Source organism: Actinoplanes sp. NPDC051470 (assembly GCF_040682035.1).
GTDB lineage: Bacteria > Actinomycetota > Actinomycetes > Mycobacteriales > Micromonosporaceae > Actinoplanes.
In genome coordinates, this window is record NZ_JBFBAA010000050.1 from 25,560 (window position 1) to 45,959 (window position 20,400).

Annotated in this window: 18 protein-coding genes and 3 pseudogenes; 8 read left to right on the forward strand and 13 right to left on the reverse strand. The window is 67.0% G+C overall.

What is annotated here, in order from left to right:
• Position 1: 1 nt before the first annotated feature.
• Genes AB0M54_RS45100 through AB0M54_RS45115 form a run of 4 tightly spaced genes read right to left on the reverse strand, consistent with a single transcriptional unit; the run spans position 2 to position 4,028 of the window.
• On the reverse strand, positions 2–865 hold the full coding sequence (locus tag AB0M54_RS45100; RefSeq protein ID WP_364332247.1) for a ketose-bisphosphate aldolase: 864 nt from the start codon (positions 863–865) through the stop codon (positions 2–4).
• A 33-nt stretch (positions 866–898) separates the two neighbouring features.
• Positions 899–1,744, reverse strand: coding sequence for a carbohydrate ABC transporter permease (locus AB0M54_RS45105; protein ID WP_364479003.1), 846 nt, complete (start codon positions 1,742–1,744; stop codon positions 899–901).
• Positions 1,745–1,749: 5 nt separating this feature from the next.
• Positions 1,750–2,679, reverse strand: a complete 930-nt coding sequence (locus tag AB0M54_RS45110; protein WP_364332242.1) for a sugar ABC transporter permease — start codon at positions 2,677–2,679, stop codon at positions 1,750–1,752.
• A gap of 59 nt (positions 2,680–2,738) precedes the next feature.
• Entirely contained in the window at positions 2,739–4,028 is a 1,290-nt protein-coding gene (locus tag AB0M54_RS45115; protein ID WP_364332240.1) for a sugar ABC transporter substrate-binding protein, read from the reverse strand.
• Positions 4,029–4,301: 273 nt separating this feature from the next.
• Between AB0M54_RS45115 and AB0M54_RS45120 the strand changes: the two genes are divergently transcribed.
• Positions 4,302–5,150, forward strand: a complete 849-nt coding sequence (locus AB0M54_RS45120) for a DeoR/GlpR family DNA-binding transcription regulator (RefSeq protein WP_364332237.1) — start codon at positions 4,302–4,304, stop codon at positions 5,148–5,150.
• A gap of 793 nt (positions 5,151–5,943) precedes the next feature.
• Entirely contained in the window at positions 5,944–6,150 is a 207-nt protein-coding gene (locus AB0M54_RS45125; protein ID WP_364332234.1) for a hypothetical protein, read from the forward strand.
• Here AB0M54_RS45125 and AB0M54_RS45130 read toward each other — a convergent pair.
• Both AB0M54_RS45130 and AB0M54_RS45135 read right to left on the reverse strand, forming a co-directional pair.
• Complete coding sequence (locus AB0M54_RS45130) at positions 6,051–6,863, reverse strand: FAD-dependent oxidoreductase (protein WP_364479035.1); 813 nt, start codon at positions 6,861–6,863, stop codon at positions 6,051–6,053. The two genes, AB0M54_RS45125 and AB0M54_RS45130, sit on opposite strands and share 100 nt — an antisense overlap.
• Positions 6,845–7,900 (reverse strand): helix-turn-helix transcriptional regulator, encoded by a 1,056-nt coding sequence (locus AB0M54_RS45135; protein ID WP_364479006.1) that lies wholly within the window; start codon positions 7,898–7,900, stop codon positions 6,845–6,847. Before AB0M54_RS45135 ends, AB0M54_RS45130 begins: the two co-directional genes overlap by 19 nt.
• 136 nt (positions 7,901–8,036) lie before the next feature.
• Here AB0M54_RS45135 and AB0M54_RS45140 point away from each other — a divergent pair, with 136 nt between their 5' ends.
• The 3 genes and pseudogenes from AB0M54_RS45140 to AB0M54_RS45150 all read left to right on the forward strand — a co-directional run.
• Positions 8,037–8,978, forward strand: coding sequence for an NADP-dependent oxidoreductase (locus tag AB0M54_RS45140; protein ID WP_364479009.1), 942 nt, complete (start codon positions 8,037–8,039; stop codon positions 8,976–8,978).
• 500 nt (positions 8,979–9,478) lie between these two features.
• A complete protein-coding gene (locus tag AB0M54_RS45145) occupies positions 9,479–11,080 on the forward strand; it encodes an AAA family ATPase (RefSeq protein WP_364479012.1) in 1,602 nt (533 codons plus the stop codon).
• A gap of 201 nt (positions 11,081–11,281) precedes the next feature.
• A pseudogene (locus AB0M54_RS45150) lies at positions 11,282–11,428 on the forward strand (IS701 family transposase); the annotation flags it as partial.
• Between the two features lie 121 nt (positions 11,429–11,549).
• Here AB0M54_RS45150 and AB0M54_RS45155 read toward each other — a convergent pair.
• Positions 11,550–13,348: pseudogene (locus AB0M54_RS45155) on the reverse strand (IS481 family transposase).
• Positions 13,349–13,585: 237 nt separating this feature from the next.
• On the opposite strand from AB0M54_RS45155, the gene AB0M54_RS45160 reads away from it, so the two are divergent.
• Entirely contained in the window at positions 13,586–14,296 is a 711-nt protein-coding gene (locus AB0M54_RS45160) for a DJ-1/PfpI family protein (RefSeq protein WP_364479015.1), read from the forward strand.
• A 538-nt stretch (positions 14,297–14,834) separates the two neighbouring features.
• On the opposite strand, the gene AB0M54_RS45165 is transcribed toward AB0M54_RS45160, so the two are convergent.
• Entirely contained in the window at positions 14,835–15,173 is a 339-nt protein-coding gene (locus AB0M54_RS45165) for an SDR family NAD(P)-dependent oxidoreductase (protein WP_364479038.1), read from the reverse strand.
• Between the two features lie 113 nt (positions 15,174–15,286).
• A complete protein-coding gene (locus tag AB0M54_RS45170; protein ID WP_364479018.1) occupies positions 15,287–15,607 on the reverse strand; it encodes a hypothetical protein in 321 nt (106 codons plus the stop codon).
• A gap of 446 nt (positions 15,608–16,053) precedes the next feature.
• On the opposite strand from AB0M54_RS45170, the gene AB0M54_RS45175 reads away from it, so the two are divergent.
• A complete protein-coding gene (locus tag AB0M54_RS45175) occupies positions 16,054–16,608 on the forward strand; it encodes an MFS transporter (RefSeq protein WP_364479020.1) in 555 nt (184 codons plus the stop codon).
• Between the two features lie 201 nt (positions 16,609–16,809).
• On the opposite strand, the gene AB0M54_RS45180 is transcribed toward AB0M54_RS45175, so the two are convergent.
• Positions 16,810–17,169 carry a MerR family transcriptional regulator gene (locus AB0M54_RS45180; RefSeq protein WP_364479023.1) on the reverse strand — a complete coding sequence of 120 codons (360 nt, stop codon included), beginning with the start codon at positions 17,167–17,169 and terminating at the stop codon, positions 16,810–16,812.
• 267 nt (positions 17,170–17,436) lie between these two features.
• Positions 17,437–17,904 (reverse strand): MarR family transcriptional regulator, encoded by a 468-nt coding sequence (locus tag AB0M54_RS45185; RefSeq protein WP_364479026.1) that lies wholly within the window; start codon positions 17,902–17,904, stop codon positions 17,437–17,439.
• A gap of 59 nt (positions 17,905–17,963) precedes the next feature.
• On the opposite strand from AB0M54_RS45185, the pseudogene hemQ reads away from it, so the two are divergent.
• A pseudogene (gene hemQ, locus AB0M54_RS45190) lies at positions 17,964–18,491 on the forward strand (hydrogen peroxide-dependent heme synthase); the annotation flags it as partial.
• A 361-nt stretch (positions 18,492–18,852) separates the two neighbouring features.
• On the opposite strand, the gene AB0M54_RS45195 reads toward hemQ, so the two are convergent.
• Together AB0M54_RS45195 and AB0M54_RS45200 are read right to left on the reverse strand one after the other, a co-directional pair.
• Positions 18,853–19,350, reverse strand: a complete 498-nt coding sequence (locus AB0M54_RS45195; RefSeq protein WP_364479029.1) for a transposase — start codon at positions 19,348–19,350, stop codon at positions 18,853–18,855.
• A 615-nt stretch (positions 19,351–19,965) separates the two neighbouring features.
• Positions 19,966–20,400: GNAT family N-acetyltransferase (locus AB0M54_RS45200; RefSeq protein ID WP_364479032.1), on the reverse strand; the 435-nt coding region annotated here is incomplete at its 5' end.

Genomic DNA, 20,400 nt, shown 5'->3' on the forward strand with positions numbered 1-20,400 from the left:
GTCAGAACAGAGAACCCTTGCCCTCGGCGCCGAACAGCTCGATCTTCTGCGCCGCCACGACCTTCATGGCGTCGAGGCAGGCGGGCTGGATGGCGTTGGGCTCGCGCACCTTCGAGTCGCTGCCCAGAACCTCGCGCATCTTGTCGTGGTAGGCGACCTTGATGTCGGTGGAGATGTTGATCTTGTTGATGCCGGTGCGGGCGGCCTCGCGGATCTCGTCGTCCGGATTGCCAGAGCCGCCGTGCAGGACCAGCGGGATGCCCACCCGGCTCTTGATCTCCTTGAGCAGGTCGAGCTTCAGCTCCGGCTTGAGGTGCGCCGGGTAGAAGCCGTGGAACGTGCCGATCGCGATCGCGAGGGAGTCCACGCCGGTCCGCTCGACGAACGTGACCGCGTCGTCCGGGTCGGTGTAAATGATCTCGGCGGCGCCGGCCTCGGCGTAGCTGTCGTTGCCGCCGATCGTGCCGAGCTCACCCTCGACCGACACGCCGAGCACGTGTGCGGAGTCGGTGACCTTCTTGGTGAGCGCGAGGTTTTCCTGGAACGGCTTCAGCGAGCCGTCGATCATCACGGAGGTGAAGCCGTACTGGAACGCCTGCAGCATCTGGTCGTAGTCGGCGCCGTGGTCCCAGTGGATCGCGACCGGGACGCTCGAGTTGTGTGCCCGCTCGGCGATCGCCTTGATCAGTTCGGGTCCGATGTGCCGGACCTCGTCCGGGTGGATAGCAACGATGAGCGGCGCGTTCGTCTCCTCGCTGATCTCCACGATTCCCTTGAACATCGCCCAGTCGCTGATATTGAAAGCGGGCACGGCGAAGCTGTGCTCATTGGCGACATCCAGGATCGCCTTGCCGGTCGTCAGCATTTCGGTGTTTCTCCTTAGCGAGGGGGCGGTGGTTCAGGCCTTCACGGCGCCGGCAGTGAGCCCGCCGATGAACCGCTTCTGGAACAGCAGGAAGAGGACGAGGACGGGAATGGAACCGAGGATGCTCATCGCCATCATTTGGTTCCACTCGTACGAGTGCTGGCCCATGAGCATCTGAATGCCGATCGGCACCGTGCGCATGTCATCGGTACGAGTGAGGGTGAGAGCGAAGAGGTATTCGTTCCACGAGATCATGAACGTATAGACCCCGACCGCGATCAGACCTGGTACGGAGATCGGCACGAGGATCCGCCATAGTGCGGTCCAGCCGGTGCCGCCGTCCACCTTGACGGACTCGTCCAGCTCGCGCGGCAGGGTGTTCAGATACGCGGTGATCATGATGATCGCGTACGGGAGCGTGAACACCATGTGCGTGAGGATCAGGCCGGGATAGGTGTTGTACAGCCCGAGCGCAACGACGAGCCCGAAGTACGGAATGACGAGGGTGATCGGCGGCACAGCCTGCACACTGACGATCACCGCGTTGATGGTCTTCTGGAACGGGAAGGTGAAGCGGCTGAACGCGTACCCGGCCACCAGTGCCACCAACAGGGTCAGGAGCGTCACCGCGATCGCGACGATGTAGCTGTTCAGGAAATACCGCAGCTGGGCGCCGTTGCCGAGGATCGCGGTGTAGGCGTCCAGCGAGAACGTCGAGGTGATCAGTTTCGGCGGGTTCTGGAAAACCTCCCCGTTGCTCTTGAACGAGGTGGACAGCATCCACAGCACCGGCAGGCCGGCGAACAGGCCTCCGACGATCAGCCCGGTGATGACCCCGGCCTTCGCGAAGGCGCGCTTGGTCTTGATGGCGACGGCCATGGCGATCACCTCACCCTTTGCTGGCGTACGTAGAAGAAGGCCAGCACCATCGTCAGCAGCAGGACGATCACGGCCGCGGCGGACGCGGTGGAGAACTCGTACTCACTGAAGGCCTGCTTGTAGGTGTAGGTGCTGAGCATTTCGGTGGCGTTCAGCGGGCCACCGCCGGTCGTCATCCAGATCAGCGCGAACTGCTGGGACGTCCAGATCAAGTCGAGCACCGCCATGCTGATGATCACCGGCCGTAGCTGGGGCAGCGTCACGTGCCGGAACCGCTGGAACCAGTTCGTCCCGTCCACCGCGGCCGCCTCGTACAGGTCTTTGGGAATGCCCTGAAGGCCGGCCAGCAGGCTGATCATAAAGAACGGATAACCCGACCAGATGTTGATGAAGGTGACCGCCCAGAGCGCCTTGCCCGGGTCACCGAGCCAGTTCACTCCCTCGTTGATCAATCCGATCGAGTGCATGACGTAGTTGATGACGCCGGAGGGGTCGAGCAGCAGCCGCCAGATGACCGCGATGACCGCGATCGTGAACAGCCAAGGAAGGATGTAGACGAGCCGGAAGATGACCTTGGTGACCCCGCCCAGCAGCTCGGTGTTCAGCATCATCGCGAAGGCCAGGCCGAGGACCAGGTGGGCGACCATGCTGACGGTGATGAAGACGGCGGTGTTCTTCATCGCGACCAGGAAGTCCGGGTCGGTGAGCACCTTGGTGTAGTTGGCGAACCCGGCGAACACCGAGTTCTCCTGGACTATCACGTTGTCCCGGAACGAGTAGCTGATCACCATGACGATGGGGACCACCATCAGGACCACGATCAGCACGATCGTCGGGGACAGATAGCCGTACGGGACCAGGCGCCGGGCCAGCGTCTTCCGCGCCGGCGCCGCCTGCTCGGCCGGCGGGGCAGCCTTCGAGGCGAGCAAAGTCATCACTGTCTCCTAGGTCGGGCGCCGCACCGGGCTGCGGACCGGCGCGGCGCCTGGGCTGGCTAACCGATCACCGACGACCAGGACTCCTGCGACTTGGCGAGGGCCTCGTCGACGCTCGTCTTGCCGGTCAGCACGAGTTGCAGCTGCTCGTCGAAGCTGCGCATCAGGTCCTCGGACTTGGGCAGGCCGACGAACTCGTTGGCCGGGACGCTCTCCTTGTAGATGTCGAAGGCCTGCTTGAACAGCGGGTCGCTGTTGCTGAAGTCGGGCTCGGCGTTCTTGTTACCGGTGAAGCCGTTGGCCAGGGTGGCGAGCTTCGCGTTGGTGTGCTGGCTCATCAGGTAGGAGACGAACTTCCACGCCTCGGCCTTGTGCTTGGTCGAGTTGGAGATGCCGACACCCCAGGACGCGTACGGGATGCCGCGCTTGCCGGTGTAGCTGTCCTCGGCCGGGATGGCCGCGATCTCGAACTTGAGGTCCGGCTTGTTCTTCTTGATCAGGGTGACGTGGGCGAGCGAGTCGATCATCATGCCGACCTGGCCCTGCGTGAACTTCTCGACCTTGTCCTGCTCCTTCATGGTGAGGGAGCCGGGGGCGATCACGTTCGCGTCGTTCAGGCTCTTCACGTACTCGACCGTGCTCTTGACCGCAGCGGTCTGCAGGGCCGGCTTGCCGTCGGCCAGCATGCTGCCGCCGGAAGCCCACAGCCAGGACATGACGTCGTTCTGGATGCCGTTGGGCACGGCAGTGTCGAGCGGGAGCGCCCAGCCCTTCACGTTGCCGCCGCTCGCGCTGATCTTCTTGGCCGCGTCGAGGAACTCGGTGCGGTTCTTCGGCGTCGTGGCCACGCCGGCCTTGGTCAGCAGGTCCTTGTTGACGAACAGCGGATAGACGAAGTTGACCACCGGGATCATGTACGTCTTGCTTTCGAGCTGAATCTGGCTGGCCAGCTGACTGGAGTCATAGTTCGCGTCGGTCATCAGCTTGGACATGTCCGCGATCGCGCCCTGCTTGGCGAAGTCGTTGACCCAGGCACCGTCGAGACCCACCACGTCGGGCAGGGTCTTCGAGGCGGCCCCCGTGATCAGCTGCTGCTTGGTCGAAGCGTACGGCGCGCTGATCAGTTTGATCTTGATGTTCGGGTTTTGCGTGGTGAAGTCGGCGACGATCTTGTCCAACTCCCCGGCCGGAAGCTCGGCCCCCCACCACTGGGCGAACTCCAGCGTTACGTCGCCGCCCGCGGCGGAGTCATCGGAGTCGCCCCCGCCGCAGGCCACCACGAACGCGACCATGGCGGCCGCCGTCACTGCCCCTACCACTCGCTTCAACCGGGTCGAACGAACCGCCATGGCGGGCTCCTTCTATATCGAAGTCTTCCTGTTCTCTGCCGTGTTGGCGTCACGTTAGCAGCGTGTTACAGATGAAGACAAGAGAAGAACAGCAAGGAGCTGCGTAGTACTGCATACGGTTGCGCGTGGATATCTCGATACACGGTCTTCACCCAGTCGATACTGCTGCTCAGCTAGGAATGCCCGATCTTGCAGGTCTTCGCGGCTCTGAGCAGCGGCCCGCAGGGTGGAAACGCATTTGTGGCATACTGCCGCACTGACAAGGGGGAATCAGTGAGCGTGGACAGCAACGAACGGCAGCGCCACCTGCCAGCCGGGCGCAAGGCCCAGCTGGCCGCCTACGTTGCCGAAACCGGCCAGGTCACCGTCGGTGAGCTGGCCGAACGCTTCGGCGTCTCGATCGACACCGTCCGCCGAGACCTGGACCAGCTGGCCGCCGAGGGCAGCCTCGTGCGCACCTACGGCGGCGCCGTCAGCCTCTCCACCGTCTCCCGCACCGACCGCGCCGTCGACCAGCGGCTCAGCGTCCAGGAGCAGGAGAAGGAGAAGATCGCGGCGCTGGCCGCGGCCCTGGTCCAGGACGGCTCCACCATCATGATCAACGGCGGCACGACCACCCTCGCCCTGGCCCGCAACCTGGGCCAGCACCGCGACCTGACGGTGGCCACCAACAACCTGCTGGTGCCAGGCGCGCTGCCGCCCACCGCGGTCCGCGACATCTACGTCTTCGGCGGCGCGGTCCGCGCCCTCACCCTGGCCACCATCGGCCCGGTCAGCTTCCGCGCCAACACCGGCGCCGACCTCGACATCAGCTGCGATCTGGCCCTGATCGGCGTCGGCGCGGTCTCGGCCGACGCCGGCTACACGACGAGCAACCTGGCCGAGGCCGCGATGATGCAGGAAATGATCTCGCGGGCCGCCCGGGTGGCGATCCTCGCCGACACCTCCAAGTTCGGCCGGCGCCTGTTCGCCCAGGTCTCCGAACTGGCTGCCGCCGATTACCTGATCACCGACAGCGCGCCGCCGCCCGACCTGCGCGAGGCCCTCGACGCAAACGGCGTGGAGCTGCTCACCCCCACGGCAGGCGGGACCGCTCCTGCCAGTAGGCGGCAGCCGGCATAGGCCCAGCCCGCTTCTCCAGCCTGGCGAGAAGATCGTTGACCGCTCCCTGCGGCATCGGGACACCGATCGGCTCGCGGAACAGATTGGCGATGACGAAGTCGCTGTCCGAAGCCCGTTCGACCGTGGCCGCTCGAAGACGTAAGCCCGCACCACCAGCGAGTCGACCGGCACCGGCCTGCTGTGGATCGACTTGGCCCAGGCCCCGTCGACGTTCTGCCGAGGCACCACATGCAGATGCGAGCGGCCAATCAGACAACCCAGCGACGATGAGTCGACCAGGAAGTGGATGTCCTCGCGACGCTGACCCACAACTCACTGCGTCGAAGGCAGGCCCGCGCCATCAGCAACACGATCGGCCAGCACAACGTTGATACGCCTCGCTCCACGGACCGGCTTCTCACCGGGGCCGACCAGCACCTCCGCACCGCCTGAGGTTTCCGAGTTCCCGCGGCACGTGCTTGAGCCACGTCACGAACAGTCCCATGAAGGCCCAGGCGGTCCTCCAGTCTCGCCGAGTGCGTCGGCACCACGCCAGATACAGGGCGATGGCTCCGGCACAAGCCTTGGAGGTCAGCTCGGCATTGTCCTCGCCGAATTTCACCTGACGCAGGTAATCGTCGCCTCCCGGACCACCGCGACACGATGTCGCTCGCGATGAGTGAGCTGCGTTGATTGGAGGCCGGGGTTTATGCCCGGTACGTAGCTCCCGGTCAGTGTCCGAGACCGGTCCCCGCCCTGACGTGCGTGGTGAGTAATTGCGGGTGCGAAGCTCAGGGAAAGCCCAAGGGTTCCCGTGCTCGTCACGACCGGCGTCCGCCCGCACTACCGGCGCAACACCCCCCGCGCCGTGCAGAGCACCGGCCACGTCCGCGTCAGTGCCCACCACCGTACGGACGGCACCTACGTCCGCTCGCACCACCGCAGCGTCGACCCGGTGCTCGCCTCGCCCACCTCCACCGAGTCACCCGAACGTGGCCTGCATCTATGCGCGGGGCGATGAGCGCCGCGAGGTTCCGTCGGAGGGGCAGGTGACTCCGTGCTGAGCCGCCAGCTCGCCGTGGTCGCGGTGATTTGTCGACGGAGCCGGTCGATGCAGCCGACGCGCATCGTTCCGCTTGCCTCACCGGTTCTGTCAGGATGGTGCCATGGGCGGGCCCGGGGGTCCTGGTGGTAAGGGTTGGCGGTTCGGCTTGGCGCCCGGTCGCCGGCGGATTCCTGCGCTCGCAGCCGTCGAAGTCTGAACTTATCGCCGACCTCGACCGGATCCGGTGCCGGCAGGAACGACGCCCGGCATGGGTACCACGGGCGGGCGCTGACGGGCAGCCGATCCAGGCCGACGAACGCCCGGACAGTGACGACCAAGCGAAAGCGCGGACACTTGACCTGATGCCTGGCGGCACCGGGGCCCTCGAGTCCGATGTATCCGGCGCCGACGATGATCGCGGTGCGGGCCTGGCGGGCGTTCAGGGAGTCGAGCAGGGCAAAGGTGTCGCCCATGGTGTGCAGGACGTGGACGCCGTCGTCGAGGCCGGCGATCGGTGGCCGGGCCGGGACTGCGTCGGTGCCGATGACCAGCCGGTCGTATCCGAGGGTGATCGTGCCGCCGCCGGGGGTGGTGGCGGTGACGGTGTGGGCGCCGGGGTCGATGGTGGTGGCGCGGTAGCCGGTGCGCCCAGCAGACGGGCCCGCCGTTGTTACGAAGGCCGGTTGAATACGCCGTCCAGCATGCGCGCCACCAGCTCGCCGCGGCTACGCACGCCGACCTTCGCGAAGATCGACTTCAAGTGGTCCTGCACGGTTGCGGTGGTGATGTGCAGGAGGCCGGCAATCGCCCGCGATGGCCTGCCGCTGATGACCTGTTCGAGGATGTCCCGTTCTCGGGGCGTCAGCCCGTACGCGAGTTGCAGGACCTCAATCACCTCGGATGCCGGCGCCGGCTGGATCAGCACGGCGATGGTCGCCGGGTGCCGGTCGCCCGTCAGAGGGGACGCCTGCACCGAGAGCCACCGTCCCGACGTCCCTCGGATTCGGGCGTAGGCTCCCAGCGGCGAGTTCTTCCCCCGAGCCGCGACATCGAGGACGGCTATCGGCGGCGCCCCTGTGATGTCGGTAGCGAGTTCCTCGAGCCACTCTTGCCCGGCCGGATTCGCGGTGAGCAACCGGAAGTCGTGGTCGAGGATGAGCACACCCGCTTCGGCGGGTCCGCCGACAGCAACGCTGGCCGGGCGATGAGCGGCCCTTCGCAGCGCCGCCGCAACCGTGACGGAGAACCGCCGGAACAGGTCGACGTCGTCCGGGCTGAAGTCGGGTCGCGACCCACTGCGATACAGCGACATGCCACCCCAGCATCGGTCGTCGATCACAAACGCTGCGCGAAGTTCATGGCTGGCGTCGATGAGCGGCAGCAATGCCCGGTATCGGTGACTCAACGTCGGATCCCCGCCGGTCGCTTCGCTGAGAATGCCAACGCGGTCCTTGGCCCGGGCGAGCTCGGCGAACTTCAGTACGTCATCGACCAGATACTCGTTGTACGCGGCGTCCGCGGCGGCGTCCGACGAAATGCCTTCGATCACATGGTCGGTCACGAGCAGGGTCGAGGGGTCGATCAGGCCGAAACAGAAGGCGTCAGCGGTCAGACGACGCGACAGGTGAGAGCCGATCCGGCGGCCCAGCTCCCGGGAGTCGAGGCCCAGACGGCACAGGGCCTCGATACTGTGCGCGGTTTCGCGGTTAGGGTCCGGCGCTGTCACCGGTCCGACGATATCCCAGGAATGTGGACGATATCCCAGGAATGTGGGAGGGCTCTCCGGACCGTCGTCTCCTAGCCTGGTCCCGCGGCCCGCACCAGCATGGCCGTACCGACAGACCCGGAGTCAGGAGCAAGGCATGTCCAGTGTCGCAGTGGTCGCCGAGATGGTCGGTGCGCCGGTCTCCCTGACGGCGATCGACGTCGACGTGCCGGCCCCCGGGCCCGGCGAGGTCACCATCGACGTGCGCGCCGCGGGTGTGAACCTGGCCGATTTCATGGTCTGCCTGGGTGCGATCGCGAACGCCAAGCGCTTTCCGGCTCATCCCCTCGGGTACGAGGTCGCCGGGGTGATCTCGGCAATCGGGCCGGACACCGCGATCGCCTCGGGTGGGGGCGCGGTGGGCGATCCGGTGCTGGCGTTTCGAGTGAGAGGTGGGTACACCGACCGGCTCAACGCGCGGGCCGACGATGTCTACCGGAAGCCGGACACGCTGACTTTCCCGGAGGCGGCGAACCTGCTGCTGTGCGGGACATCGGCATCGAAGATGCTCCGCGTCACCGGCGTCACGGCCGGCGACACGGTCCTGCTGCACGCCGCCTCGGGTGGCACCGGAGTCAGCATTTTGCAGCAGGCCCGAATGGTGGGTGCGCGGGTCATCGGTACCTGCGGGAAAGACAACTTCGAGGTGGTTCGGCGTTTCGGTGGAGAACCGGTGGAGTACGGGGAGGGCCTCGCAGAGCGCGTACGGGACCTGGCCCCGGACGGTATACAGGTCGCCCTGGATTGTGCCGGCACAGACGAGGCCTTGGACGTCTCCTTCGCCCTGGTGCAAAATCGGCGGCGGATCATGACATGTTGCGCGTATCCGCGGGCGTTCGACGAGGATATGGAGTTCTCCATCGGCACGTGGCCCGCGGCGGCGGAGCGCGCGGCGCGCGCCGACATCATCGAGCTGGCCGCCGCCGGCAAGCTCGTTGTGCCAGTCGCCGCAACGCATCCATTGTCGGATGCCGCGGACGTGCTCAACTTCCTCAGCCAGCGCCACCCGGGCGGCGGAAAGCACGCACTCGTTCCCTGAGCCTGCCCGATCGGTCGACGGGGTGGGCGAGTCAGGCGGCGGCGCGGTCGCCGGTACGGCGGCGGCGCGGGTCGGCCTGCTCGATTGCGGGTGGTACGTAGGCAAGGAGTCGTCACTATTCAAGCCGGCAATCCGAGTGCGCCCTGCTATGTCGCGCGACCGGCGGCGTGCCGAAGTGGACGGCCGAAGTCGGCCGGGCTTGGCCAAGGAAGCCTGCGGGGCGCTGCCGTTCACCGCGGCGTCGACCGGAAGACGCCTTCAGGAACCGCCACGGAAACGATGCGTTTCTATGGCGACGGCTCTCCTTCGATGGCGAAGGTTCTTTGACATCGTTCACCGGAGGTCGTCGCCCGTGAAGGCGCTTTCTGCCACGCGAGCGGTCGGCGGCGTGGCCCCCGACTTGATGGCCGTGACGGAAAGTATCTGTTGAGGCATCCAACGTAGTTGCGTTGATGCGGATGTCGGCGGAGACATTTGACAACGCACAGTAGCCGGACAAAGTGTTGATATCCACCATCGCCTGGAGGTGCAGTCACGATGCCGCGGCAGAGGGTTTCGGCGGCTTTTATGTGATCGCGGCCGGTGCAGGTACCGGCAAGACGGCGCTGTTGACGGCTGGGGTACGGCAAGCTCATCGCCTCGGATTCACGGTTCTGGCCGACGCCGCGTCTCATCGGGACATGACTCCACCATTCGGCGTCGCTGCACGACTTCTGGGCATGAATGACAGCGGCAACGTCCCAGCCAGCATGGACGATTTGCATCAGCGACTCGATAAGCTCGTCGCCAACGGACCGGTCCTCGTGGCCGTCGATGACTGCCAATGGCTGGAGCGCGAGTCCCTCGAATGGCTGTGCGCGCTGTCGACCCGTGGCGGACTACACCGGCCCCTTGCTGTGATGCTCACCGTCAGCGTCGGCGAGCCGAGCCGTGACCCCGAGCTGATCGAGGAATTGCGTACGCTCGCTGTTCTGGGCGGGACCGGCGATCTCCACCTGATCAATCAACTCACCGGCCTCACCCCGGTGGTCGTGGCCGACACCGTCCGTGCGCTTACCGAGACCGGGTTGGTCACCGTGGAAGGCAGCACCGTTCGGCTGGCCCACGAACTCTGCCGGCTCCAGCTCAGCCGCGGGATTACGCACACCGCACTGCTGGCGACCAACGCGCAAGCGGCGCAGGCAATGGCCCGCGACGATGCTCCGGCCGCACAAGTGGCGCGATACCTGCTCGCGTCGCCCGTTGTCGCAGAGGACTGGGCGGCGGTATCCCTGAAGCAGGCCGCCGACGACGCCGTCCGCGACGGAAACCTCACCGCCGCAGCCAATTATCTGACCCGCCTCAACGCCGAGCCGCTGCCTGCCGCCTTGCGGGCGGACGCGCTGCTGAGCTTGGCCGAGATCGAAGCCCGTACCTCGGGTCAGCCTGCGAACGACCACATCGCCGCTGCCCTCGCAATGCCGCTCGACGACGCCAACCGCCGCCGCGCGTTGGCCGCCCTCGCCGACGTGCGCTACCTCACGGGTGCGGACGACCAGGCGCCGTCCGTCGACGGCCCTGACGCACTCGTCGCGGAGCTCTATCTACAGCACGCGGTGACTGCAGGCGAGGGCGTTCGGCTGCTGGAGCGGGCCGGTGAACACGTCGGGACCATATCTGGGCAGGCCGCCCGGCAGCTCTCCTCGTTAGCCCAGTGTGCAGCCCAATCTGGTCAAGGTCCCGAGCGAGCCAAGACGTGGGGCGAGCGGGCACTCGCCAGTGCTGGAACCGGACTCGAGGACACGGTGGCACGCCTGCGAGCGATCGAGGTGCTCGTCGAGACAGAAGAGGTCGACACAGCCCGGCAAGCCGCCGAGAACGTGGTCGACCTCGCGCGAACGGGTGGCCCGAGGCTATATGCCGCAGCCTTGGCCGTACGGTTGGTCCTACGCCACCGGCTCGGTAAGCTCCCGGCCGCGATTGCCGACGCTCGGTCCGCACTCGACGCTTCCGCGTTGACCCAGCGCGTCCATGTGCGCCACGTCGCACTACTCGGTCCTCTCGGGCCGCGGCCCATGCGGGTTGCAGTTCCGTCAGGAGCAGGCCCAGGTGGTTGCGGCTGAGGCCGGTGAAGGCACAATGGGCGAAGGCCGCGCGGATGGTTTTGATCGACACAATCAAGACATCTGCGCGGCCGTCTATGTCCCGGTCAACCCGCCATGCCGATCGCTCTACTGTGCACAAGGTCGTTACACCACGCCGGCGGACGCGACCCCGTGTCGGTTGGTCGGGTGCTGCGTTGACCGGGCGTGACTTATGTTGATATCGCGGGTTGGCGTGCCGCCTTGGACAAGCTGTTGACTGTGGTGGGTCCGCGTTTCGGCAGGCCAGAGTCGCGTGAGCGGGTGGGCCGGCATAGGGGTGGTCTGGTAGCCGGGCTGGAACGTAAGAACGGTTGGACGTTGGCGGAGTAGACCGGCGATGTGAGCCCGGACGGGATGCAGCGGCTGTTGTGTGAGGTCTCGGGAGTTGCTTGACGGAATGGTCTCTGGAGATCGTTGACAGTCGCAGGACATGGTGGCGGTTTGGGGCTCAGGCCCGCGGTGCGTGGATTTTCGCTCTCCAGCGGGTGACCGGGTGTTGGCTGGTGCGTGGGTGGATGCCGAGTTCGGCGCTGTCGAGGGTGACCCGGAAGTGGGTGTCCTCGACGTGGATGGTGACGATGTCGCCGGCGTAGGTCCGTCCGATCCGCAGGATCTGCCGGGCGACCATGACCTTCCCGTCCGCAGGGACCTTGCGCTGGACGCTGACGGGTCCGGAAGCCGGTGCGGGTAGCGGGGTGGTGGTCAGCCGGGCGCCGAGCAGGCTGGTTCGCTGGTCGGCAGGGATCGGCGCGGGCAGTGTTTTGACCAGGCGGCCGTCGTGGATGACGTGCATGAGGTGGCCGTCGAGGCGCAGCGTGACCTTGCGGCGGTGCAGGTCCGCGCCGATCCGTAGCCGGGTTCCGGCGATGCCGGTGAAGCCGTCGTTGCCGACGATCCGGTCGATCTCAACCACGGCCCCGCCAGGCAGCGTCGTGGCCGCGGTGAGAGCCGGGGCGCTTGCGGGCGGGGGCCCGGCGGGATGGGCGCCCCGCATGGCCAGTTCGTGCAGGTCGTCAGCGTTCAGGTTCGACGGCACGGTCTTGACCAACTCGCCGTCGATGAGGATGTGGACGCTGTTCTCGTCGGCCCAGACGTGGGCGGGCTGACCTCCGCGGGCGGCACCCATCCTGACGCGTTGACGCGCGGCAAGACGCTGAGTAAGCCACCGGCCGCGATGACGGTGTCGAACTCGACCGCCGGCGCTGAGGCGGGGAGCAGGATCGACGGGCGGTCCGTGGCGGGCGGCGAGACCTCGAACGTGCGGGCAGCCGGCTTCTGCGGTGGTGGGGACACAACGACGGCCGGGTTGGGTCCGGCGTCGAGGTTGGGCCTGAACAGGCTGGCCGGAGTGGCCATGTCCAGCGCCTGGTGCGGCCGTTCGTGGTTGTAGGCGTGCACCCAGCCGCTGATCGCCGCCTGCGCGGCGGGCAGGTCCGTGAACGGGCCGGCGACATCGAGCAGTTCACGGCGCAGCGTCCGGTGCCACCGTTCGATCTTGCCGGTCGTGGTCGGCGAGTAGGGGCGGCTCAGCTTGCCGGTGATGCCGTTCTCCCGGCATACCCGCTCGAACAACACCTCCGCTGGGCGGCCCTTGGTGAACCGGCCGGTGAACTGTTTGCCGTTGTCGGTGAGGACCTCGGCCGGCACCCCGTGCACGCGCATCGCGGCCAGGAACGCGTCGGCGACGGCCCGGCCGGACGGCACCGCCAGCACGGTGGCGATCACGACGAACCGGGAGTGGTCGTCGATGCCGGTCAGCATCTTGCACTCGCGGCCGTCAGCCAGGTAGATCCCGCCGACCAGGTCCAGCTGCCACAGATGCATCGGTGCCTCGCGTTGCCACCGCTTGTACTTACGCCGATGCTGCTGCTCCTGCGCCATGACCAGGCCGTTGCGTTCCAGGATCCGATGCACCGTGCCCCTCGACGGCGCCGCCGCGCCGGCCCGGCCCAGCTCGAACGCGACCCTGCGGGCACCCCACCGCGGATGGATCCGACGCATCTCACACACCACGGCCTCGACCTCAGCCGCAATCCGGGTCGGGCTCGCCTTCGGCCGCCGAGATACCTCCCGCAGCCCGTCCACGCCGCCCGCGTCGTACTTGGCCCTCCACGAGTACACGGCTTGCCGCGACACCCCGTACCCCAGCGCCACCTCACTCACCCGCGAACCGCCGAGTACCTCGAGCACCGCCCGATACCGCTGTTCGACCAGCTGATCCCGCTGACCTTCTTCCACACCGGACACAGCCGAAGATGATCAACCGGAGCGCGACGGAACGTCAACCAAGTCCTGAGAACAAAACGTCATCCATGTCCTGAGCCGTTACAGCTGGAGACGGACCCCGCCCACCCCCCGCCACCTTTTCACCGAACCCGGGATGGACCACCGGTTCCGGCCGTGACGGGTGAGCCGGTCGGCCCGCTGGACGAGCCTTTCGGTCAACTTGTAGTCTGACTGCAAGTTGACGGAGAGGACCGCTTCATGACTGACGAACAACGCCGTATCGAGGTCGCCGTGCTGGTGTGCCCGGAGTACGCACCGGTCGACGTCGTCGGCTTTCACGCGGTGATGGCGAGCATGCCCGGGGTGAACGTCCACTTCGTCTGGAAGAACCTGGACGAGTTCCTGGGCTACGGCGGTTTCCCGACGCGCGCGACCACCACCTTCGCCGACTGCCCGGCGAACTTGGACGTGCTGCTGGTGGGGGCGACACCGATGGAGCTTCTGGAGGACGCGGAGACCCTCGCGTTCCTTGCTGACCGGGGTGCCCGGGCCGGCTGGATCGCCGGGGTGTGCGAGGGCAGCCTGGTCCTCGGTGCGGCCGGCTTGCTCCGCGGGTACCGAGCCACCACCAACTTCCACTTCTACGACGAGCTGGACTGGTTCGGTGCGGAGACGGTCCGGACGCCCAATGTGGTGGAGGACCGAAACCGGATCTCCGCGGGCCCGGCCACCGGGTGCATCGAGATCGGCCTGCGGCTGGTCCAGCTCTTCTTCGGTGATGAGGTGGCGCGCCAGACGGAGCTGAACGCCGAGTACGCGCCGAAACCCCTTTTCGGCGTGGGCACGCCCGAGTTGGCCGGGCCGGACCTCACCCGGCGTGCGCTCGCCGAGTCGCACGGGTGGACGCAGGGGTTCACGGCAGCCGCGCGGCGGGCCGCCGACCGGCTGGAGGCTTCCGCCGCCGGGTGATTCCCGGTTCCCCCGGCCGGCTCCCGTCGTGAACAGGAGCCGGCCGTGCGGCGGCCCGGCCTCGTGGACCGGCCGCGGCGTCGCCTCGGGCACACCGTCACCGGCGGGCCGGCAGCGGAAATGCGGTGCCGGTGAGGCGCTCGGAGACGTCCCACAGTCGTCTCGCGGTGTCGTCGTCGAACGCTTCGCCGGACACCTTTTCGATGGTGGCCGTCCGCGTACGCCGCCCAGGCTGGGACCCGAGAGACTGGCGGCGGGCGCCTCACCCACGGTGGCCAGCAGGGTTGGCTGGGCCCCGCCCTCGGCGCTCTGCGGCAGGAGCCGCGTACCCAGCACGAGCCTGCGGTCGAGGATCCGCCGGCTGGTGGTCATCGTGAATCCGATGGCGGCCCAGCCGGGTTCCGCCGCGGTGGCCCGGACCGATGAGCCGGCCCTGGTCAGGCGGCGTTGCAGCTCGCGGGTGAACAACATGCTGGCCAGCTTGGTCTGGCCGTAGACGCCGAACGGGCGGTAGGGCCACCGTTCCCCATGCAGATCATCAATGACGGTGTGCGCGTTGCGGTAGTTCCGCTAGGTCACCGCGTCCGGCGATCCGGCCGACGAGCAGGTTCGTCAAGGCGAAGTGCCCGAGATGGTTGACGCCGAACTGTCCTTCGGAGCCGTCGGCGGTCAGGTGGCGGGTGGCGGTCATGAAGCCGGCGTTGTTGATCACGTAATCGATCGGGCCGTCGAGCTTATCGGCGAACTCACGTACCGAGTCCCGCGAACCGAGGTCGAGCGGGCGGGACTCGGCGCGGGCACCGATCTCGGCGGCGGCCGCGCGGCCGCGGGTCTGGTCGCGTACCGCGATGATGACCCGTGCACCCTTGGCAGCCAGAGTTGGCCGCGGGGGCCTTGCCGATGCCGCTGCTGCCGCCGGTGATGATCACGGTGCGGCCCGCCTGATCTGGGATGTGCATGGTCGTCCCGGCCGGCGACCGCCGTCACACCCTACGCCCGGGCCTGGCCACCGTGGCCCTCGACGACGTCGAGCCGTGCCAGGTGATCGTAGCCGTCCGGGTCGCCGACCCGAACCCGCTCGTCCCCGAATTCGTGCGGTCGGCCCACGACCTCGTGCCACCCGAAGCGGCGTAGGAAGTAGGCGCGCTCGTCCTCGGAGGTTGCGCGCGACAGCGCCTCGCGATACTCCGTCGCCATGCGGCTGCCCTCATTGTCCACGCTGGTCGGACGAGCGCCGAGCAGGTACCGGCCGGTGGCGCTCGCGCCCTCGTAGGCAGTGGCCACGTCCATCTCGCTCTGCACGATCACCACCTTGGGGAACGACGTACGGCGTGCGCACTTTCACCACGCCCCGATCGTCCGGCACCCGCGACGAGACCCGGCCCGACCAACGTCTTGATTGTGTCGCAGCCGTCGCGCCCGGCCCAGGTCTGCTGGAAAGTCCCGGACGATCTCGCGGCCCGTCGGAAGCGGCGCGCGGACTCGGACCTCACCAGTCTTCCATCGGCCCGATGGCGGCCGTGCCGTCAGCAGTTCCGGCAGCGAGATGCCTCTTGTGCCGAGCCCCTCACATCGTTCACTTGACCTTCACGCTGACGTGAATGTTTAGGTTGATCGCATAACGACTCCGATGACCTCGGACGCGGAGCCATCGCGGGTCTCAAGCCGACCCGCTCAAGCGCAACGCGGTCCGCCGGCCTTGACGGGATCCAGATCCACGGAGCGAACGGCGACCCCGTTCAACAGTTTCTCCGCCAGTGCGGCAACCGCCGCCCCAGGATGCACGACGGCATCAACGAACAGGATTTCGCCAGCCTACGAGATCTTCTCGCGCGAGGGGCGCGATCACATTCGGACTCTTCGTCACGGCAATGACCGCGGGGCGGCTTGGCGGTGTTCTGCTGATCGACCGGTTCGGGCGCGTACCTGTGCTACGGGTCTCCTTCCTGCTTGCCGCCGCCGGACTGTTCGTGATCATCTTCGTACCCGACCCTGGTGTCGCGACCATCGGCGCGATCGCGTGGGGGCTGGGCGCGGCGTTGGGCTTCCCGATCGGCATGTCGGCCGCCGCAGACGACCCGAAGACCGCTGCCGCGCGGGTGAGTGCCGTCGCCACGATCGGCTATTTAGCGTTCCTCGCTGGTCCCCCGGCGATCGGCTTCCTGGGCGAACATGTCGGCCTGCTGAATGCCCTCGTGCTTGTGCTCGTGCTCTGTGTCGTAGGCGCGTTGGTCGCCAACGCTGCGCGCGAAACCGAGAAGGGTCATGCTTCCACCGACGCTCACGCGAATCGGATCGACGCACCGCGCTGACCCCGCCCGCAGACCGCGGGGTTCATCAACTGCGCTCGCTGCGGCCGGTAGTAGCCCTCGGGCCGGCCTGACGTGCAGCAGTCGCGGACTGCTGCACGTCAGGCCCGGATGCGTCAGGTTCGCTGAGGCATCCCGGCGCTTCCGTGGACAGCATCAGCCGCTCACGCTCGACGTCATGGTGAACGGGCTGCTCGAGGACTGTTACGAGACCTCGACGCGGTCGAGGTAGCACTGGACCTGGTCGAGGCAAAGGATCAGGTGGTCTATCCGGTCTTTGAGGCAGTCACGCTCGGCGGTCAACAATGCCGAAATGACCGGGTCAGGCCGTGCCGGAAGTTCAGCCCCCGGGCCGTGGACGCACGGAAGGAGCACTCTGATCACCCGGGTCGAGAGACCCGCGTCGATGAGCCCGCGGATCTGCACCACCGTCTCAACGCTGCTCTCGTCGTAGTCGCGATAGTTGCTGTGGGTCCGAGCCGAAATCAGCAGGTCCTGCTCCTCGTAGTACCGGATCTGCCGCGGCGTCGCTCCTGATCGCTGGGCAAGCTCACCGATCCGCATACGCTGGCCTCTCATCTCGCCGATGAACCTTAACGTCAATGTTAAGGTTCAAGTCGAGCGCGTGCACCGCCGAGGCGAGCCTGTTCACCCGATTCGGGCAAGGCGCCGTTGTCCCGGCCGCCCGGTGTCAACTCCCGACGACGCGAACGCGAGCCGACGACGACCGGCTGGTGCCGTCCGCGAGTTCGAAGGAAACCGATGTTGCCGCAAGGAACGTCCCGGATGGCTTGCCCGCCGAGGTTGTGGCCATCACCTGGTCATCAAACGCTATTCATGTGACTGGTGGCCAGGCCGCAGTTCCCGTCCTCGGGCCTGCGCGACCTCACGGAGCGCGTCGCCGAGTTCCTTCCACACCCCGTCGGCGAAGAGCTCGCCGTCGATCGTCATGAGTAGATGTTTGGCGCGGGCGGCGGCCTCCGCGCCCTGGGTGGTGAGTTGGATGACGGCGGCGCGTCCCTGCCCGACTCCTCCGACGGTGGTGACGAGCCCCTGCTCGAGCAAGGCATCGACGATCGGGTGCAGACTCTGCACCTTGATGCCGGCCCGCCTGGCGAGTTCGCTGAACGAGATCCCCGGTGCCGCGCCGAGGTGACCCAGCAGGCCGAGCCGACGCAGTGAAAGCCCGAGGGTCTTCAGTTCGGTCTCGACGCGCTGTTCGACCACACGCGCCTGAATGATCATCGTCAGCGCGGCATTGAATGCGGACTGCTGCGCCAGGCGGCTCGCCTCGGCCACACACGGCCCCTCTCGCTCCGAAGTCTTTCCGATCCTACTGGAACTTACAGTCAGACTGCACGTACGACGTCTCCGGCCTGCGCGCCGACGCCGACGTGATGGTCTGGTGGCACTCCGCGTCGCCGGACGCGCTCCAGGAGGCGTACGGGCGGTTCCGGCGCACCGGGCTGGGGCGGCACCTGGAACCGGTCTGGTCGCAGATGGCGCTGCACCGGCCGGCCGAGTTCAACAAGAGCCACCTGCCGGCGTTCCTGGCCGGCGAACAGGCCCGGCCGTACATCTGCGTCTACCCGTTCGTGCGCAGCTACGAGTGGTACCTGCTGCCCGACGAGGAGCGCCGGCACATGCTGGCCGAGCACGGCAAGATGGCCCGCGGCTACCCGGACGTGCGGGCCAACACCGTGGCCTCGTTCGCGCTCGGCGACTACGAGTGGATGCTCGCGTTCGAGGCCGACGAGTTGTACCGGATCGTCGACCTGATGCGTGACCTGCGCGCCTCCACGGCCCGCCGGCACGTGAGCGAGGAGGTCCCGTTCTACACCGGCCGGCGACGGTCCGTCACCGAGGTGATGGCGGCTCTGCCCTAGCCATACCGTCACCCCGAGGGAGAGCTCATGAACGGGTTGCCGCTGTCGGGTTTCCGGATCGGTGTCACCGCCGCACGCAAGGCACAGGAGCAGATCACGGTCCTTGAGCGCCGAGGTGCACGGGTTGAATGGGCTCCCGCGCTGTTCCTGTCTACCGGCCTTATCGACGAGGATGTGCTGCGCGAGTCGACCGACGCGGTCCTGAGCAGGCCGATCGATGTCTTCGTGGTCACCACCGCGACGGGTATGCGGGGGTCGGTGACGCGACCAGCGAGTTCGAGCAGATCGCCGACGCCCTGGACAAGTCGGCGCAGGCCTACGCGGACACCGACACCCGCGCGAGCGTCGACCTCAAGAACATCTACGGCGCCTGCCCTGGTGCGGTGGTGCCCTGGTGGAAACACACCGACTGGATCCGTTGTGCCCAGCCGGTGTGCTGGGACCGTAGGTCCTGGTAGAGCTCGAGCAGTGCCCGCCACTCGAGGACCTGCGACGGCGGGATGTAACACTCCGGCAGTCGGCCCGCCGCCAGCAGTTCGCGCAGCAGTTTCGCGTCGGCCTTGTCGGTCTTGGCCCGGCGTTTCGGGCCCCGCAACACCGACGTGTCGGCCGGCTCGGCCAGGTGCGCGGTCACGCCGGCCTTGTCCATTTCTTCGGCGATGTATCGCCAGCCGGTGCAGCCTTCCATCGCGAACTCCACCGAACCTGTCGTGGTCGGGTCGAACCGGGTCAGCCAGTCGGCCAGGTGTTCCCGGTCGGCCGGGGCGATCCGGCCGCGTTCCCACTTGTCGTTCTGCTCGTCGACCCAGTCGAATGTCAGCTGCTTCCGGTGGATGTCCAGGCCGCCTACGATCGCCATCGGGACCTCCTCAAGCTCCGTGACCATCGATGTCCAACGCAGAAATCTGCGTCTGAGCTGAGGAGGCCCCCCAAAACCGCCGGCCGTCAAGACCCCGAACGGCGTACACCTCAACTCAGCCCACCGACCGTGACCGGCCGATGCATGTCATCTCTCATGCCGCTCCGGGTGTGCTGGTGTTCATCGCTGCTGGTGGCACACGGTGAGGTATGGCTGCCTTTCCTGCTTCCGCGCCCTGTGCCGTCGCTTCCGATCAGCTCGTCGTGCGAGCCGCGGTGAGCACCACGCCCGGCTGACACCCCCACACCCGCAGAAATCAGGCAACCCCACCACAGGCCCCAATCGTCATTCCAACCCGAACAATCACACCCGGAGCAAGCCGACCACGCGATCGGCGACTCCCGCACGCCCGGATCACCCCATACAGAAATGATCAACACCAAACCAACACCGACTGCGTCGGTGGATCAAGGCTGAGGGGGCGGCGGCGCAGCAATGCGCCGTCGCTACCCGGCCGAGTCCGGCGCGTCGGACGCTGACGATCGTTACGTTACGTTGCGTTGCCACGGCCTGGCCGTGTCGGCAGAGTTTCGGCCTCGTTCGCCGACGCCCGGATCAGCGGCAGGCGGTACGGTTCGTGGCCCACGTCGCTCGGGTCATCTCATATTCGACCTCGCCCAGATCGGCTCCCGGAAGCGGGTCGTCCCAGGACGGGAAATATGTGCGCACGTACCGCATGCCGATCTTCTCCATGACGCCCCGAGAGCCCCTATTCACCGCCATGGTCTGAGCGATCACTCGGTTCTGTCCGACAGTCTCGAAGGCGTATCGCAACAGGACGCGCGATGCTTCGCTGGCAAGGCCCTGCCGCCAGTAGCGACGAACAAGCCGGTAGCCCAGGTCGGTGATCGTAGGGTCATCAGGTTGATCGGGACCGTGCGCCGGCGGAAGCATCATGAGCCCAACGAACTCACCGTCCTCCTCGTTCCGCGGCGCCGCCGAGCCAGGTACTGCCGAATCTGACCCGAACGCCATCCAGTAACCCAAGCC

Bases quoted from the DNA above. Each gene is read 5' to 3' on its own strand.
- AB0M54_RS45160 (WP_364479015.1), top strand. From the start codon at position 13,586: ATGACTGACGAACAACGCCGTATCGAGGTCGCCGTGCTGGTGTGCCCG.
- AB0M54_RS45105 (WP_364479003.1), bottom strand. From the start codon at position 1,744: ATGGCCGTCGCCATCAAGACCAAGCGCGCCTTCGCGAAGGCCGGGGTC.
- AB0M54_RS45115 (WP_364332240.1), bottom strand. From the start codon at position 4,028: ATGGCGGTTCGTTCGACCCGGTTGAAGCGAGTGGTAGGGGCAGTGACG.
- AB0M54_RS45180 (WP_364479023.1), bottom strand. From the start codon at position 17,169: ATGCGGATCGGTGAGCTTGCCCAGCGATCAGGAGCGACGCCGCGGCAG.
- AB0M54_RS45195 (WP_364479029.1), bottom strand. From the start codon at position 19,350: ATGGCGATCGTAGGCGGCCTGGACATCCACCGGAAGCAGCTGACATTC.
- AB0M54_RS45100 (WP_364332247.1), bottom strand. From the start codon at position 865: ATGCTGACGACCGGCAAGGCGATCCTGGATGTCGCCAATGAGCACAGC.
- AB0M54_RS45110 (WP_364332242.1), bottom strand. From the start codon at position 2,679: ATGACTTTGCTCGCCTCGAAGGCTGCCCCGCCGGCCGAGCAGGCGGCG.
- AB0M54_RS45140 (WP_364479009.1), top strand. From the start codon at position 8,037: ATGTCCAGTGTCGCAGTGGTCGCCGAGATGGTCGGTGCGCCGGTCTCC.